The 15,950-nt window shown below is 45.4% G+C and carries 16 protein-coding genes; 15 read left to right on the forward strand and 1 reads right to left on the reverse strand.

What is annotated here, in order from left to right; translation table 11 throughout:
- Positions 1–15 precede the first annotated feature (15 nt).
- From AB0L18_RS22675 to AB0L18_RS22730, 12 genes are all read left to right on the forward strand, one after another.
- Complete coding sequence (locus AB0L18_RS22675; protein WP_367389609.1) at positions 16–717, forward strand: PolC-type DNA polymerase III; 702 nt, start codon at positions 16–18, stop codon at positions 715–717.
- 43 nt (positions 718–760) lie between these two features.
- Positions 761–1,195 carry a YqaE/Pmp3 family membrane protein gene (locus AB0L18_RS22680; protein WP_367389610.1) on the forward strand — a complete coding sequence of 145 codons (435 nt, stop codon included), beginning with the start codon at positions 761–763 and terminating at the stop codon, positions 1,193–1,195.
- 183 nt (positions 1,196–1,378) lie between these two features.
- Positions 1,379–1,669, forward strand: coding sequence for an ArsR/SmtB family transcription factor (locus tag AB0L18_RS22685; protein ID WP_367389611.1), 291 nt, complete (start codon positions 1,379–1,381; stop codon positions 1,667–1,669).
- Positions 1,670–2,008: 339 nt separating this feature from the next.
- Positions 2,009–3,277 (forward strand): porin, encoded by a 1,269-nt coding sequence (locus AB0L18_RS22690; protein ID WP_367389612.1) that lies wholly within the window; start codon positions 2,009–2,011, stop codon positions 3,275–3,277.
- Between the two features lie 53 nt (positions 3,278–3,330).
- Positions 3,331–3,588 (forward strand): DUF4212 domain-containing protein, encoded by a 258-nt coding sequence (locus AB0L18_RS22695; RefSeq protein ID WP_367389613.1) that lies wholly within the window; start codon positions 3,331–3,333, stop codon positions 3,586–3,588.
- Between the two features lie 54 nt (positions 3,589–3,642).
- A complete protein-coding gene (locus tag AB0L18_RS22700) occupies positions 3,643–5,355 on the forward strand; it encodes a sodium:solute symporter family protein (RefSeq protein ID WP_367389614.1) in 1,713 nt (570 codons plus the stop codon).
- A 97-nt stretch (positions 5,356–5,452) separates the two neighbouring features.
- Positions 5,453–5,680, forward strand: a complete 228-nt coding sequence (locus AB0L18_RS22705; RefSeq protein ID WP_367389615.1) for a hypothetical protein — start codon at positions 5,453–5,455, stop codon at positions 5,678–5,680.
- Between the two features lie 79 nt (positions 5,681–5,759).
- Positions 5,760–5,951 carry a hypothetical protein gene (locus AB0L18_RS22710; protein ID WP_367389616.1) on the forward strand — a complete coding sequence of 64 codons (192 nt, stop codon included), beginning with the start codon at positions 5,760–5,762 and terminating at the stop codon, positions 5,949–5,951.
- Between the two features lie 8 nt (positions 5,952–5,959).
- Entirely contained in the window at positions 5,960–8,677 is a 2,718-nt protein-coding gene (locus AB0L18_RS22715) for an ATP-binding protein (protein WP_367389617.1), read from the forward strand.
- Between the two features lie 111 nt (positions 8,678–8,788).
- Positions 8,789–9,166, forward strand: a complete 378-nt coding sequence (locus AB0L18_RS22720) for a response regulator transcription factor (protein WP_367389618.1) — start codon at positions 8,789–8,791, stop codon at positions 9,164–9,166.
- Positions 9,167–9,234: 68 nt separating this feature from the next.
- Entirely contained in the window at positions 9,235–11,130 is a 1,896-nt protein-coding gene (gene acs, locus AB0L18_RS22725; RefSeq protein WP_367389619.1) for an acetate--CoA ligase, read from the forward strand.
- A 180-nt stretch (positions 11,131–11,310) separates the two neighbouring features.
- Positions 11,311–11,964 (forward strand): hypothetical protein, encoded by a 654-nt coding sequence (locus tag AB0L18_RS22730; protein WP_367389620.1) that lies wholly within the window; start codon positions 11,311–11,313, stop codon positions 11,962–11,964.
- Here AB0L18_RS22730 and AB0L18_RS22735 read toward each other — a convergent pair.
- On the reverse strand, positions 11,944–12,744 hold the full coding sequence (locus AB0L18_RS22735) for a class I SAM-dependent methyltransferase (RefSeq protein WP_367389621.1): 801 nt from the start codon (positions 12,742–12,744) through the stop codon (positions 11,944–11,946). The two genes, AB0L18_RS22730 and AB0L18_RS22735, sit on opposite strands and share 21 nt — an antisense overlap.
- Before the next feature lie 77 nt (positions 12,745–12,821).
- Here AB0L18_RS22735 and AB0L18_RS22740 point away from each other — a divergent pair, with 77 nt between their 5' ends.
- From AB0L18_RS22740 to AB0L18_RS22750, 3 genes are all read left to right on the forward strand, one after another.
- Positions 12,822–13,895 carry a hypothetical protein gene (locus AB0L18_RS22740; RefSeq protein WP_367389622.1) on the forward strand — a complete coding sequence of 358 codons (1,074 nt, stop codon included), beginning with the start codon at positions 12,822–12,824 and terminating at the stop codon, positions 13,893–13,895.
- A 477-nt stretch (positions 13,896–14,372) separates the two neighbouring features.
- Positions 14,373–14,924, forward strand: coding sequence for a hypothetical protein (locus AB0L18_RS22745; protein ID WP_367389623.1), 552 nt, complete (start codon positions 14,373–14,375; stop codon positions 14,922–14,924).
- Entirely contained in the window at positions 14,809–15,858 is a 1,050-nt protein-coding gene (locus tag AB0L18_RS22750; protein WP_367393180.1) for an IS630 family transposase, read from the forward strand. The genes AB0L18_RS22745 and AB0L18_RS22750 overlap by 116 nt, the downstream gene beginning before the upstream one ends.
- The last annotated feature ends 92 nt before the right edge of the window (positions 15,859–15,950 follow it).

Genomic DNA, 15,950 nt, shown 5'->3' on the forward strand with positions numbered 1-15,950 from the left:
CTTGAAATCATGCACATGAGTTGGATCAAAAAAGTACTTGGGATCAAGCCCGTCTATCCTGCCAAAAGCTACTGGTTGGAGTACGACCATTTTTTTGACCATCCAGACCCTAAAAAACACCTCTTTCGAAACAAACGCATGGTCGTTTTAGACACCGAGACCACAGGCTTAAACCCCACGACCGATCGGCTACTATCTATTGGTGCTGTAGCAGTGAAAGATCAGCAGATTTATGTAGGAGATCGCTTTGAAGCCTTTTTCTCCAATGAGGGGCTGTACCAGGCCAAAGAGCGAGAAAGTGTCCCCGTTCATGGCATTCTCCAAAAACACTGGGCTCAGCTTCCCGATAACCAAAAGATTCTAATTGACCTTTTGGCTTACTTAAAAGACAGCATTATTGTTGGGCACCACATTGCCTTTGATTTTGCGATGCTCAACAATGCTTTCATGGCCCAACTAGGAGGCCCTTTGCAAAACCAGGTACTGGATACCGCTCACTTGGCACAGCGGCTAGCCTCTCCTTTCGCAGCTTATCAGGCTGCTCCTCAAGAAATTGGCCAGTACAGCCTCGACCAACTTTGCAAAGTCTATAATATCCCCGTTGAAGGCCGTCATACTGCCAGTGGAGATGCTATGCTTACCGCTCTATTGTTGGTCAAACTACTCGGGCGATTAGAGCAAAGAGGCGTTAAAACACTCAAAGACCTTCTCCGATAATTAAAGAATACTTATCATTGCAAATCACTAGCTAATCTGCTTTATGAAGTTATTACAATTCTCCCTGCTTCTCATTTTCACTCTTCTAACGGGTCCCACTGTATCCGAAGCAGCGGTGCTACACCCCAAACCAGTAGACAAAACGGAAGTAGCTACGGGTCAGCAAATGAGTAAAAAAGAGCAACGCCAACTACGCAAAGAGCAGCGACGTAGCTTCCGTAAAGCAGTAAGGGAACAAGTTCGTGCCTTGAAACAAAGTAGTAGCTCTTCTGACATAGACCTTATCTTACTGGTGATTATTGCATTGTTTATACCACCATTGGCGATGTTTCTTTACGATGGAGAAGCGAGTTCCAGGTTCTGGATTTCTTTGGTATTGATGCTCTTGGCCATCCCTTTATGGGGAACCTTAGGCGCTCTGGCTTTTCTGGCCAGTATAATTTATACCCTCTATATTATTCTCAGTGAATCGCTTTGATGGGTTCTTCTGGCCCAAATAGATTCCCCGCTATGGGCTAAGATGGATGTTGATCGTCTACTGATTATGCAATAATAAATTCCGTATTAATGCTATCAAATTATTTGCATATATATAGAACTATATAAATAGTTTCACGTTAAAATAAACAAATCCTTAAGCAATACTCCACTGAGTAAGAGCATGAAAACACCAAATCAAACAGAATCCTTACGCGAATCCAGCGAAATACTGAGGGCCATCGCCCATCCTATCCGCCTAGCCATCATTGAACTGCTCCATCAGCAAGGCAAGCTTTCTGTGACCGAAATTTATGAGGATTTGAATATCGAACAGGCCGTAGCCTCTCACCATCTCCGCATTTTAAAGAACAAAAATGTAGTCGACCTCGATCGGGTTGGTAAGACTTCACTTTATTATTTGGCACATCCTTCCTATTATGACATTGTTCGGGTCTTGAATGATGTCGGCTAGTCCAAGAACAGCCATTGCTTAGAGCATGTTTGGAGCGGATTACTTTTGAAAATCAATGATTTGGCGTTCTGGCTAAACTCAAAATCACGCGCTTGGCGGGTCAAGTAAGTGATTTTGAGTGACGCCAGGTTGCTAAATGCTTGGTTTTCGGTGCAAGCGAGCTCCAAACATGCTCTTAAAGCCTGCCAAACCCCTCCTTTTCCATATTATCTTTTACAACAAGCATTAATTGTAAAAAATAATTAGGTTTTTCTTGCACACATCTATATATCTATATACATTAGCATCTGTATACAACTCACTTTATCATCTATTAGCCTTTTCTAACCTTTAAAAATTATGAAGAAAAGAATACCATTGATCGCCTTATTGGCTTGCATGTTGGGGCTTTTTTCCAACACGCTGAAGGCACAGGAAGCACCCGAAGTAGACCATTCTTACAAGCCGTTGAAACTCAATCTCAGCGAGGATGGCTCCAAGTATGTCCGCTTTATCATTTGGCACCAACAGTGGCTTACCACAAGCAACCTTACCAAACCTGACGGTGGAGATGCGGCCAAATTGCAACTAAGCTCTAGTATTCGTAGATCGCGGATGCTGGCCTTTGCCCAGGTTTCTCCCCGCTTTTTGATTCTTACACATTTTGGTCTGAACGGTCTTGATGCTAATAACCTGACGTCTTTAGGTAACAATAGCAATGCCCCACAATTGTTCCTACACGACGCCTGGGTAGAATTCATGGTCAACGAAAATCTCTACATCGGTAGTGGATTGCATTACTGGAAAGGCTTGACGCGCCTGGCCAATCAAAGCACACTCAACTTTATGACCATGGACCAAAGTCGTCCATTTGTACATTGGCACTCGTTGGGGGTTACCGATCAATTTGCTCGCCATTTAGGCGTTTATGCCAAAGGCAGTATTGATAAGTTTGACTATCGCCTAGCCATCAACAACCCAGGTCGTAATGGTATCACTGGCAACTACAACGGACAGGCCAATCCGGCCCTCACTTACACGGGTGTAAGTAATACCAACAAAGATGGCGACCCTACTGGAAACACGGTCATCGAAGGCTATTTCCGCTACCAAATCAAAGACACAGAATCCATCAAGCTCCCTTACGCGGTAGGTACTTACCTGGGCACCAAGGACGTCTTAGCGATCGGTGCAGGCTTTTTTGCTCACCCCAACGGCATGTACAACAGCAATACCGGAGAGCACGTAAACGTGACCCACTTCGCGGCGGATATCTTTTTGGACAAGCCCATCTCTGGCGGTGGTTGTTTGAATGCCTATGCCTCTTTTATGAGCTTTAACTATGGAGAAGATTTTGTTGCTCGCTGGGCAGGAACAGGCTCTGTACTTTATGGCCATTTGGGTGTATTGATTCCGGGCAGCAAAGTGATGCCTTATGTAGCATATCAAACAGGCAACTACGAAGGTCTAGCGGATCCTACTAATGCGCTTGACATTGGTGCCAACTACTTCATCAATGGGCATAATGCCAAACTTACCTTGGAATACCACCACATCGGCAACGATCCTCGGGAAGGTGGTCCGCTGGATGTTAACCAAATTCGCATGCAGGCTCATATCTTCTTATAGACACTATGCTGCTTAGAAGACGGCTTTATTCTCATATCTAAAATCAACTTTCCATGTCTGAAAAGAACCTCCAACAGTATTGGCGTGACAATCTCCGCTACCTGTTGATACTCCTTTCCATCTGGTTTTTAGTTTCTTACGTATTTGGCATATTCATGGTCGACACCTTGAACAACGTCAAGATCGGAGGAGCTAAACTCGGCTTCTGGTTTGCCCAACAGGGTGCCATCTATGTCTTTGTTATCCTGATTTTCGTCTACGTCAACTGGATGAACAAATTGGATAAGAAGTACGATGTAGACGAGGAGTAAAACATCCTCTTTGCTCAAAACAATTCAAAAAACAAGCTTTAAAACAATACAACTATGGATGTTCAAACTTGGACACTGATCATCGTAGGCCTGACCTTTGCCCTCTATATAGGGATCGCCATCTGGGCGAGAGCTGGTTCTACCAACGAATTTTATGTAGCTGGTGGGGGCGTTCACCCAGTAGCTAACGGTATGGCAACAGCTGCCGACTGGATGTCAGCGGCTTCCTTTATCTCCATGGCTGGTCTGATTTCCTTTATGGGATACGACGGAGCTGTTTATCTCTTGGGTTGGACTGGGGGATATGTATTACTAGCACTACTTCTGGCACCCTACCTGCGAAAATTCGGGAAGTTTACGGTGCCTGATTTTATCGGCGATCGGTATTATTCCAATACAGCTCGAACAGTGGCCGTTATTTGTGCCTTGATTGTTTCCTTTACCTACGTTGCCGGACAGATGCGCGGCGTTGGGGTGGTGTTTTCTCGCTTCCTGGAAGTAGACATTAACAAAGGAGTCTATATTGGCATGGCCATTGTCTTTTTCTATGCTGTCCTTGGCGGAATGAAAGGCATCACCTATACCCAGGTAGCCCAATATTGTGTATTGATTTTTGCCTATATGGTGCCTGCACTTTTTATTTCTCTTGCGATGACCGGCAATGCCATTCCGCAGCTTGGACTTATTGGGGATGTAACCGATGGCACAGGGATGGCTTTGCTTGACAAATTGGATGTACTCCATCGAGAACTAGGCTTTGCCGAATACACCTCTGGGACAAAATCCATGACGGACGTGTTCGCTATCACCTTTGCGCTAATGGTAGGTACGGCTGGTTTGCCACACGTTATTGTTCGCTTCTTTACCGTACCTCGCGTAAAGGATGCCCGTTCTTCTGCGGGTTATGCTTTGTTGTTTATCGCTATTCTTTACACCACAGCACCGGCTATTGCTGCCTTTGCACGTGTCAACCTGATCAATACCGTTAGCAATAAAGAGTACAAGGAAATGCCTGAGTGGTTCAGCAAGTGGGAACAAACTGGCTTGATCAAGTTTGAAGATAAAAATGCCGATGGCCGCATTCAGTATGTTTCCGCGGCGGATGCCAATGAATTGACCATTGACCGTGACATCATGGTACTGGCCAACCCAGAAATTGCAAACCTCCCTGCGTGGGTCATCGCACTGGTAGCTGCGGGTGGATTAGCTGCAGCATTATCTACTGCTGCTGGATTATTACTCGTTATTTCCACTTCGATTTCTCGAGATTTGATCAAAATGCAAATTCGACCAGATATTAGTGAGAAATGGGAACTACGCTGGGCTAGAATTGGTGCATTTGCTGCCGTACTGGTTGCTGGTTATTTTGGCATCAATCCGCCCGGATTTGTTGCGGCAGTAGTAGCCTTGGCATTCGGTTTGGCTGCTGCTTCTTTCTTCCCCGCCATTATTCTAGGCATATTTGACAAGCGCATGAATATGCAGGGAGCAGTTGCGGGTATGGTTGTAGGTATCTCTATTATGTTGTGGTACATGCTGAAGTTCAAGTTCGGAACTTTCGACGGTGGAAAAGATGCTGTAGCAGGGCTCAAAGACGGTTGGTGGTTTGGTATTTCTCCAGAAGGATTTGGTACCATCGCTATGGTCTTTAACCTGGTGGTTTCGCTGGTCGTTTCCAGAATGACGCCGCCGCCGCCAGCAGATGTCCAACAGATCGTAGAAGATATTCGTATTCCTCGCGGTGCTGGTGCGGCCCACGATCATTAATTAACCCTTAAAAAATGGAAGCCCGGAGTATCGTTTTGTTTTGATGAATATACTCCTTAGTTACCTGCTCTGGGCTTCCTGATTAAACACTTTTATTATGGCTAGATTTTCCTTAGGCCCGAGATTGTCAGATTGGTTTATTGCGGTCTACCTTACGATTACACTTGCCTTGCGTTTCCTGCTCGAACCTCAACTGCAAGGCTATTACCTGGTCTCCCTTGCGCTGGGTGCTTTTGCCCTTCTTTTTCTGTGGGCACTGATCAAGAGTAAGGTACTTCAACCTACTTATTTTGGCTTTTTCCCACAGGAAACGAAAGAGAATTAGTAAAAGTGTTATAATTTAAGAGCCGATTCAGTACTTAACTGAGTCGGCTTTTGGCTTTTACTATAAAATCCTAATACGCTTGTCCGAAAAATCATCCAAACTCATTTTTATCAGTATCCTCGCAGCGATCTGTTTCAACTTTCCTTTTCTAGGGCTTCTAGGAAAGCTGCGCTTGATCATGGGTATTCCACAACTGTACCTTATGCTCTTTGTGATTTGGTTACTGATCATCATTGCTACCTATTTTACCTTAAGGTCTTCTGACAAATAACTGCTGCCTTGCCTAAAGTATTGATCATATCGATAACCTTGATTTACCTGGCGCTGCTCTTCGGCGTAGCTTATTATGTTGATCGAAAAGGGGGGAAACAAAACAGTTGGTCCAATTCTCCTTTCATTTATGCGCTTTCACTAGCAGTCTACTGCACTGCTTGGACCTTTTTTGGCAGTGTAGGGCGCTCAGCTGGTTCCGGTGCCGGATTTTTACCCATTTACCTGGGGCCTACCATCTTAGCTCCCGTTTGGATCATTGTTTTAAGGAAAATTGTGCTCATCTGTAAGAAACAACGCATTACCTCCATCGCCGACTTTATTTCAAGCCGCTACGGCAAAAGCACCTTTTTAGGTATTCTTGCCGTAGTGATTGCCGTTTTTGGAATTATCCCCTACATTTCTATTCAGCTCAAGGCGATATCAGCCAGCCTGGACTTGCTCTTGAGTGCCAATCCTTTGATCGTCAATGCTCACGCCAATCTTCCTTTTTACGAAGACTCTGCGTTTTATGTGACGATTCTGCTAGCCCTGTTTGCCATCCTTTTTGGCACCCGCCATTTGGACCCCAACGAAAGACACGCTGGTCTGGTAGCGGCAGTGGCCTTTGAGTCTATTTTTAAACTTCTGGCTTTTCTAGCCGTGGGTTTCTTTGTCGTGTACGGCTTATTTGATGGCTTCGGAGATCTGTTTTCCCAGGCCTTGAAGGATGAAAAAATCGCGCAACTATTCACCTTTGAGGAAGGAATAGATGGCACCCAATGGTTTTGGCTCACCCTGGTGTCCATGTTTGCTTTTTTGCTTTTACCTCGTCAGTTTCACGTTGCCGTTGTAGAAAATGACAACCCTGAAAATATCCAGACGGCCAGCTGGCTGGTTCCGCTCTACCTATTGCTCATTAACCTTTTTGTTATCCCCATTGCGATCGCGGGCAATCTCCTCTTACAAGACAAGGGCATTGAGCCAGACACCTATGTCCTCACGCTGCCATTGCTCGCAGGGCAGGAAGGCCTCGCTTTTCTTGCGGCCCTGGGCGGTTTTTCAGCGGCTACGAGTATGGTCATTGTTGCCACCGTAGCCTTGAGTATTATGATCAGTAATAACTTGCTCCTGCCCCTGGTGATCAATGCTGAATTGGTTGATGAAACCAAAGCGGAGTTGCCGGGGCGACTATTGGGGATTCGCCGAATCAGTATCATCTGTGTGCTGCTCCTCTCCTACAGTTACTTCAAATTCGTGGGCGAAGGGTATTCACTGGTTTCCATTGGTCTCATTTCATTTTTAGCAGTTGCTCAATTCGCACCACCCGTCATCGCAGGTTTGTATTGGAAGAAGGCCAACCGAAAGGGGGCGATTGGTGGGCTGGTCATCGGTTTTTTGATTTGGGGATTTACCCTTCCGTTCCCGACCCTGATTGAGGCCGGATTATTTTCAACCGACATCCTCGAATACGGCATTGGTGGCATCAATGGACTAAAGCCTCAATCACTACTAGGGCTTGATTATCTTGATCAGTTTTCCCATGCAGCATTCTGGAGTTTAAGTCTCAACACCCTTGCCCTTGTGGGTATTTCCTTGTATACCAAAGCCAATACGACCGAAATTCAACAAGCAGATTTGTTTGTCAATATTTACAAATACGAAGAACAGCAGGAAGACTACTCCGTCATCAAACGCCAGGCCAGTATTGCAGACATCAAGATGGTGATGATCAGGTTTTTGGGGATCAAGAGAGCGAGGTCGCTGCTAAAGCGATTTGAAAACAACCGGAGTATTGACCTGAATAAACTAGAGGCCGCTCCTACTGAACTGATCAATTTCACAGAAACACATCTGACGGGAGCCTTGGGAGCAGCTTCCTCAAAACTCATTCTGGCTTCTATTGCCAAGACCGACGCCATTAGCCTTGAAGAGATGCTCACGGCTCTCGACCAAACCCAGGAAATACTGCAATACAGTCGGGCCCTGGAAAAGAAAAGTCAAGAACTCGAACAACTCACCAATGAGCTTCGCAATGCCAATCAGCAACTGCAAGAGCTTGACCAGATGAAGGCTGAATTTATTTCAACGGTTACCCATGAGTTGCGTACACCAATTACCTCGATCAAGGCTTTCGCCAAAATTCTTGCCGAAAACCCAGAGCTTCCAACGGAAAGAAAAGCAGAGTTTCTAAATGTACTGGTTAGCGAAAGCGAGCGAATTGCCCGCCTTATTAACCAGGTATTGGACCTGGAGAAAATTCAGGCAACCGAACAAGAACTCAGTTTTGAGTCCATTGACCTATTGCAATTGCTCAAGCGTTCTGCCACTACGTTTTCTCAGCAACTCCTCGAAAAAGACATTGAATTTGAGCTGATCGCAGCCGATAAAGAATGGGGCATCATGGGAGATAGGGACCGCCTCACTCAGGTTTTGACCAACCTCTGGTCAAACGCGCTTAAGTTTGCCTCCCCTGAGGAGGGGAAGATACAGGTAGAACTCAGGGAGCAAAGCAAGCAACTGGAACTCATTTTTCGCAACAACGGGAAAGCCATTCCGATAGAGAAACAAGACATCATTTTTGATCGCTTTACCCAAATTCAGGACAGCGATTTAGGAAAACCGCAGGGAAGTGGACTGGGGCTTTATATTTGCAGGCATATCCTGGAACAGCACCAGGGTTCTATTGCACTTACCGTTGATCCTCCCTGGGCAACTTCTTTTTTGATTACCCTCCCTCTTCAATAGCTTTTCAGATTTATCTCTTTTGTTTCCAAGAATTGACGAAATTTATTTTCCTTTTTATTACATTTGCCTATAGTAATAGCTTAAATTGCTACCTAATAACCGCTCATAATTATGAAAAGAAGTGGTACAATTCTTCTCGTTGATGACGAGCCCAATATCCTCTTGGCGCTGGAGTTCCTGATTCAGCAGAAAGGCTTCCGTGTAGTGAAAGCTTCAGATGGAGCCAAAGGCATCCAAGAGGCTCGTAAGCACCGGCCAGATATCGTCATTCTCGACGTGATGATGCCCGGCCTCGACGGCTTTTCGGTGGCGAAAGCTATTCGCAATGACGAAAACCTCAACGATACTACCATTATTTTCCTTACGGCAAAAGGTACTTCCCAAGATCGCCATGAGGGTTATTCCAGTGGTGGCGAAATCTATCTTACAAAGCCTTTCGACAATCAGGAATTAGTGGATATTATTTCGGAAGTATTCGAATTTGGGTGATAAAATTTTTTATCTTTACACATATACACATCTATATACGTTTGTATTTATAAAACTACCTTTTCAATATGACCTCACAAATTACCTCCTTCGAAGAATACCAAAAGGTATATCAACAAAGCGTAACTGATCCTGAGGGTTTCTGGGCTGCTCAGGCCGAGACTTTTCAATGGCGCAAAAAATGGGATAAAGTATTAGACTGGAATTTCCGCGATCCTGATGTTAAGTGGTTTACCGGCGGCAAACTCAATATCACCGAAAATTGCCTCGACCGACACTTGGCCGATCGTGGCGATCAGGTGGCCATCAAATACGATGCGAATGACCCCGCCACTCCTGTAAAAGACATTACTTACAAAGAGCTACACGCTGCCGTTTGTCAGACCGCTAACGCTCTTAAAGAATTAGGGGTAAAAAAAGGCGATCGGGTGTGCTTTTACATGCCCATGGTTCCTGAATTGGCCATCGCGGTTTTGGCATGTGCGCGCATTGGGGCCATCCATTCTGTCGTCTTTGCGGGCTTTTCAGCCAAAGCTTTGGCTGATCGCATCAATGACGCTACCTGTAATATGGTCATCTGCTCGGACCACAACAACCGTGGTGCCAAGCACATTCCGGTAAAAGATGTCGTTGACGAAGCCATGGAGCTCGGTTGCCCAAGCATAGAAACGGTTCTGGTACACAAAAACACCGGCGACGAAGTTACCTGGACGGATCGCGATGTATGGTGGCACGATGTGGTCGACCGGCAGCCTACCACTTGTCCGGCGGAGGAAATGGACAGTGAAGACATGCTCTTCATTCTCTACACTTCCGGTTCAACCGGAAAACCCAAAGGAGTTGTACACACTTGTGGCGGCTATATGGTGTATACCTGTTTCAGTTTCCGCAACGTCTTCCAGTACAAAGACGGCGATATCTATTGGTGTACCGCCGATATTGGCTGGATCACCGGGCACTCCTATATCATCTACGGCCCCCTGTTGGCGGGAGCTACCACTGTCATGTTTGAAGGCGTGCCCACTTACCCCGATGCTGGCCGCTTCTGGGCTTCGGTAGAGAAGATGAAAGTCAACCAGTTCTACACCGCACCTACCGCTATTCGGGCCTTGATGGCCTACGGCAACGAATACGTCAACAAATACGATCTCAGTAGCATAAAAGTATTGGGCTCCGTAGGCGAACCCATCAACCACGAAGCCTGGGAATGGTACCACGAGGTCGTTGGCAAAGGCAAAAGCCCCATCGTTGACACCTGGTGGCAAACAGAAACTGGTGGCATCATGATCTCCGGCCTTGGTGACCTGAGTCCTCAGAAGGCCACCTTCGCAGGCTATCCACTTCCCGGTATACAACCTTGCCTGGTGGATAAGGAAGGCAACGAACTCCACGACATGGAAGAAGAAGGCCTCTTGTGTGTAAAATACCCCTGGCCCTCCATGTTGCGCACCACTTATGGCGATCATGAGCGTTGTCGGATTACGTATTTCTCCCATTTTCAGGATAAATACTTTACGGGTGATGGTGCTCGCCGCGATGCCAATGGTATGTACCGCATCGTAGGCCGCGTAGACGATGTCATCAATGTATCTGGTCACCGGATGGGAACGGCTGAGGTAGAGAATGCCATTGACGAACACGTACAGGTGGTAGAGTCGGCCGTAGTGGGTTACCCTCACGACATCAAAGGCCAAGGCATCTACGCCTACGTCATCGTCGATGAAAAAGTAACCGACCACGATAAGCTTCGCAATGAAATCAATGATGTCGTTCGTGATGTCATCGGCCCCATCGCCAAACCAGATAAAATACAAATCGTCAGCGACTTACCTAAGACCCGTTCGGGTAAGATCATGCGGCGAATTCTACGAAAGATCGCTTCCGGAGATACCTCTAGCTTAGGGGATACTTCTACCCTCTTGAATCCTGAGATTGTAGAGGAGATCAAGAAGGGGGCAGTGTAAAGGGTACTGGGTACTTTGTACTAGGTATAGGGATTTTGATAGCCGTAGGCTTTTATGTCCTTACCAAGTACCCTGTACTCCGTACCAAAAAAACCACTTCAGTAGCAAAAATCGACAGTTCAGTCAGGCTATTTTTCAGGGGCGATAAGGGGGCACTAACTTGTTGAAAAATTAATCATCATGTTAGAGCTACTTTATCGCCCCTTAATAATGCTGCACATCATCACTGGTCTTATAGCCATGGGTGCATCCTTAGTTGCTTTTTCCACCTCCAAGTGGAGTCACTGGCACAAAAAGGCAGGCACGGTCTTCTTTGTGACCATGCTGATTACTTCGCTGGCCAGCATTCCCTCTGGAATTGCGCATGAGAAATGGGCCTTAGTGATGCTCTGTGTGTTTAGCTTTCACCTCACTTACAGTGGCAAACGTTATTTAGCTTTTCGCCGCCATGAGCAACCTACCTATTTGGATTATGCGTCCAGTATCATGATCCTTATTTTTGGCATCCTGCTTCTGGCCGTTGGCGTACCTGCTTTCGTAAGTGGTATGGGGCCAATGGGAGCCATTGCGCCCGCCGCCTTTGGGTTCATCTCCCTGAGCATGGCGCGGGAAGATTATCAGTGGTATCGGAATATCAATCGCAGCGCAAAACTGGGCTTACGCCGTCATATTGGTCGGATGGGTGGTGCTACGATTGCGGTATTTACTGCGTTTTTCGTCAACGTAAACTTTGTGATTCCCAGCAGTATCGCATGGATTATCCCGACGGTATTGGGGAGTTTCCTGATCGCCTGGTTTATGCGTAAATTGAGGTTAGGGCAGCCGATTCGGTAGGCTCACCACATAATACCCACAAGTCGTCAGAAAATTCCGCAGGAATGGCAAGACGCTGATGAACCCAAATTGCTCGCGCTTTTTCAAACCAAACTTCACCTCATAATTTGGGTTGATAAGCCAAAGCTGCTCGTGGTCAATTTGGTAGCCGTTGGTGCCAATGATTTTACGCAAACGCTCAATGCTGATGCCGGTAGACTTGATATAGAGCAGTTCATCAATCACCGCCTGGCTTTCGCCAAATGCCTTGAGCAGCATCCGGTAAAGGGGAACCGGCAACAAATGAAAATACGGCAATTTGGAAAGTACCTTACTACTACATACCTGCTGATGCCCACCAAACGGCATGTACCAGGGGGGAAAACCCAGAAACAAACGCCCCGCTGGCTTTAGGTAGGCCTTGATATAGCCCATAAAACGATCTTGATCGACGATATGCTCAATGACATCGCGTAAGAAGATGAAATCGAAAGTACCCAGGGTCTCAGGGTTTAAATCGTAGACATCAACAGCGATGAGTTCGAGTTTAGCTTGATGGACATGATCTCCGTAAAAATCTTTCGCTCGCTCAATTTGTTGAGCATTGAGATCTACGCCAACACAATTGCAGCCGAGATCCAAAAAAGGCTTGAGATTGCCTCCTTCCCCACAACCCACTTCCAGAATCCGATGCTCCGGGCCAATGGGGAGAAAGGGCTGCACGAAAGGAATCACGTATTTTTCCGTCGTATAAGCCTGTTCCTCAAAATAACGTTGCCTGTCTGAATGACGTTCCTGCATAAATCTTGATTCGTTGTGTCGCTAAATTAGGAAATCCCCCCGGCTTTAAGCTATTTTTGACAAAAAGCTACCTTGATATGGTTGGTAATATCCCTTCAAAGAAAAAAATTGTTGTTCCGATAACGGCTGAATTACAAGGCTACCTTCGTCGTTACGGAAGATCAGTTGCGCTTCCCCTCCAATACGAAGACCTCACCCACTATCAATCCAGTATCCCACTTGAAGACCACGAAGGCAATCCCACCTACTGGGAGCAGGTCTTTTACAATGAATACGACCGGGAGCATCTGTACCGTTCCCTTACCCAGATTTACTCTTTGCTGAAAACAGATGGAGACACGGATGTACTGCATCATCTAACCGTAGCACGGGTTGACTACTGTACTTTTGGCAATACAAAACCGTTCAGAATCAGGATTATCAACCGACTTAATGACAACTACGATCATTTTTATATTAAAAAATCAGATGCCTCCCGCATTTATGGCTTGGAGCTGGAAGAATTACTTTCCCCCAATTCTTTCATGTACCTCCACCATAATGACACCTTGATCGAAGAGCATATAGCGGGTATTCCTGGCGACGACTTTATCCGAAAAAACCTCGCAGATACCACCTTTAACCAAATCCGTATCGCTAAAGAGTTTGTTAAGTTCAACGAACGCTGTTTTGTAAGACTCCTCGGAGATATGCGTGCCTACAACTACGTCGTAGATATAACCCCCGATATCGAAGGTTCGCAATACCGCATGCGAGCTATCGACTTTGACCAACAATCCTACGAAGGGCGCAGCAGCTTTTACCAACCCAAATACTTCAAGGAGAACAATCCCATCATCTTCTTAGGGCAGCAACACATGAATGTAGCTACCATGAAACAGTACCAGATGGAGGAACGCAGCCTGATAGCCAACCGTATCAAAGCCAGCAAAAGGAGAGTGAGTAATCTTTTTACGGTGATGCTCAAAGACCACATTTCCAGTCCGGAGAAAGTAGTCAAATTAAGAGAAGAACTTGCGTACCATCACAAAACAAAAGTGTTTAATCACTGCGAAAGTATGGGTGAAATTGTTTACGAAAACCTGAAGTTGGTACTGGACAAAGATTTCAAACAAAGTACCGCCATTTTTGACTTAGCCTCTGAGGAGTAATTGGCAGGGCTTGTTGTTGCTTCTGGCACCACCCAAATATCTCCCTCCGGAGGGACCGATCCGCGGGATCGAGGCCTCTCTGCTGGCGGCACGTCAGGCAGGCAGGGCAGTGATACACCACTAATGCAAGGGCACGAGTTAGCGCTTGATGATTGTGGAGCGCAATTTGCTACCTATCCTCAACGATTTATTTTTGGCGATTGCTTATGCGAAACGGGAATATGCGTATTTTGTCCATGGAGGGGTACATTGTACGCAACAGAGGCGACGAGATAGGGGGATTTAGTGCAATGCGGTGTAAAAAAGCTGGGCACAATTCTATTCTGTTCTTCTGAGAAATATACTAAATTGTCATTAAATCTAGAAGTTGATAGTAATAGCCCTGTAATTCTGAGAGTTAAGAATTATCTGGAGAATTACAGGACGTCTAAATATTTACAAAGAAATTTTTCAACTCATTTCGATAAAAAAATAAGAGTGAAGAAGATATTACTAGCATTAGCATTAATAACTATTCCAATATTGGTAGAGGCGCAAGCAATGGACACTCTATCAATTAAATCATTGGTTAATGCCCTAGGAGATAGTATTGACGCTTTGATAATAGAAAATACTGAATTGGATAAGAACCTCCGTGAGGTGAAAAGTGATTATGCTAATGAAATTTTAAAAGCGAATAGTACAATCACACAACTAAATGCATTTGTCGATGCCTTTGGAATAATATATACGATAATCACAATTCTTATTGCTCTTCTTGGAATCGTACTTCCTGTTTTAATATGGCAATTTGGAATTAGGCCATCAAGAAGGCTAATCAAAAACCTAGAGAATACGGTAGAAGAAAAAATTGAAGGGTACATATACCCGTCACTAAGTAGTTTGGGAAAAATTCGTATTTTTTGGCGTGAAAATCAAGCTAAGTCAATCCGAGTACGATCAATTACGTCAAATTCAGAAGCATCCGAATTTGCCCCCGCGTCAATTCCGCAAGGTTACGGTCTTGATTATGTTGCATCAGGGACATAAGATCAAGGTCATTGAGGCTGCGCTGGGTTTGGATGATAATACCATCAGACGTTACGCGAAAGCCTTTTATGAAAAGGGATTGACGGCTTACCTCTTGGATGGGTTTACGCCCTATTCAGGAAAACTGAACGAGGAAGAGATTTTACTCTTGACAGCTCACTTGGAAGAGAACTTGTACGAAGAAGCCGCTTCCATTTGTGAGTATGTTCAAGTAACCTTTGGCGTTATTTATTCGGTATCTGGTATGACTCAGCTCCTGCATCGCATTGGCTTTGTATACAAGCAGACCAAGGCAGTAGCCAGCAAAGCTAACGAACAAGATCAGCTGGATTTTCTAGATGACGTACTGCCCAAACTTTTGGAACAAGCCGTACAAGGAGAAGCAGTAGTATACTACGCTGATGGCTGTCATCCCACCCATAATACCAAAACGGGGAGAGCTTGGATACGCAAGGGCCGAGACTTTGAGGTGGACTGTAATAGCGGTCGTAAACGGGTAAATATCAACGGTGCGATCAATGCACTTAAGCCTGAGCACCTGGTTTATGACATCACTGATTCTATCAATGCACAGTCTACCCAACGGCTGTGCCGGCAATTATTGAAGAAACATCCAAAGAAGAAAATATATCTGATCTGCGATAATGCCCGCTATAATCGCAATAAAATGCTCCAGGACTGGGCCGCTGATCAGCGCATAGAATTTGTATTTCTACCCCCTTATTCTCCTAATTTGAATCTAATAGAGCGGCTTTGGAAGTTTATGCGTAAAAAAGTCATCAGCTCTATTTACTACGATACGTATTCAAAATTCAAAGACGGAATAATTGATTTTCTCAATGACACTAAGTCACACAAGTCAGAGTTACGCAGGCTACTAACGTTGAATTTTCGTTCAGTAGGTGGGACTTCTGTATACGCCCAAACCACTTAGGGACGGGTATAGAAAAAAATGAGGAAGAAAAAATAAATTCGGCTATTGAAAATATTAAGAGTACAAATAATGATATTCGAAATCAAGCTGTA

The sequence above is a fragment of the Lewinella sp. LCG006 genome, from assembly GCF_040784935.1.
GTDB lineage: Bacteria > Bacteroidota > Bacteroidia > Chitinophagales > Saprospiraceae > Lewinella.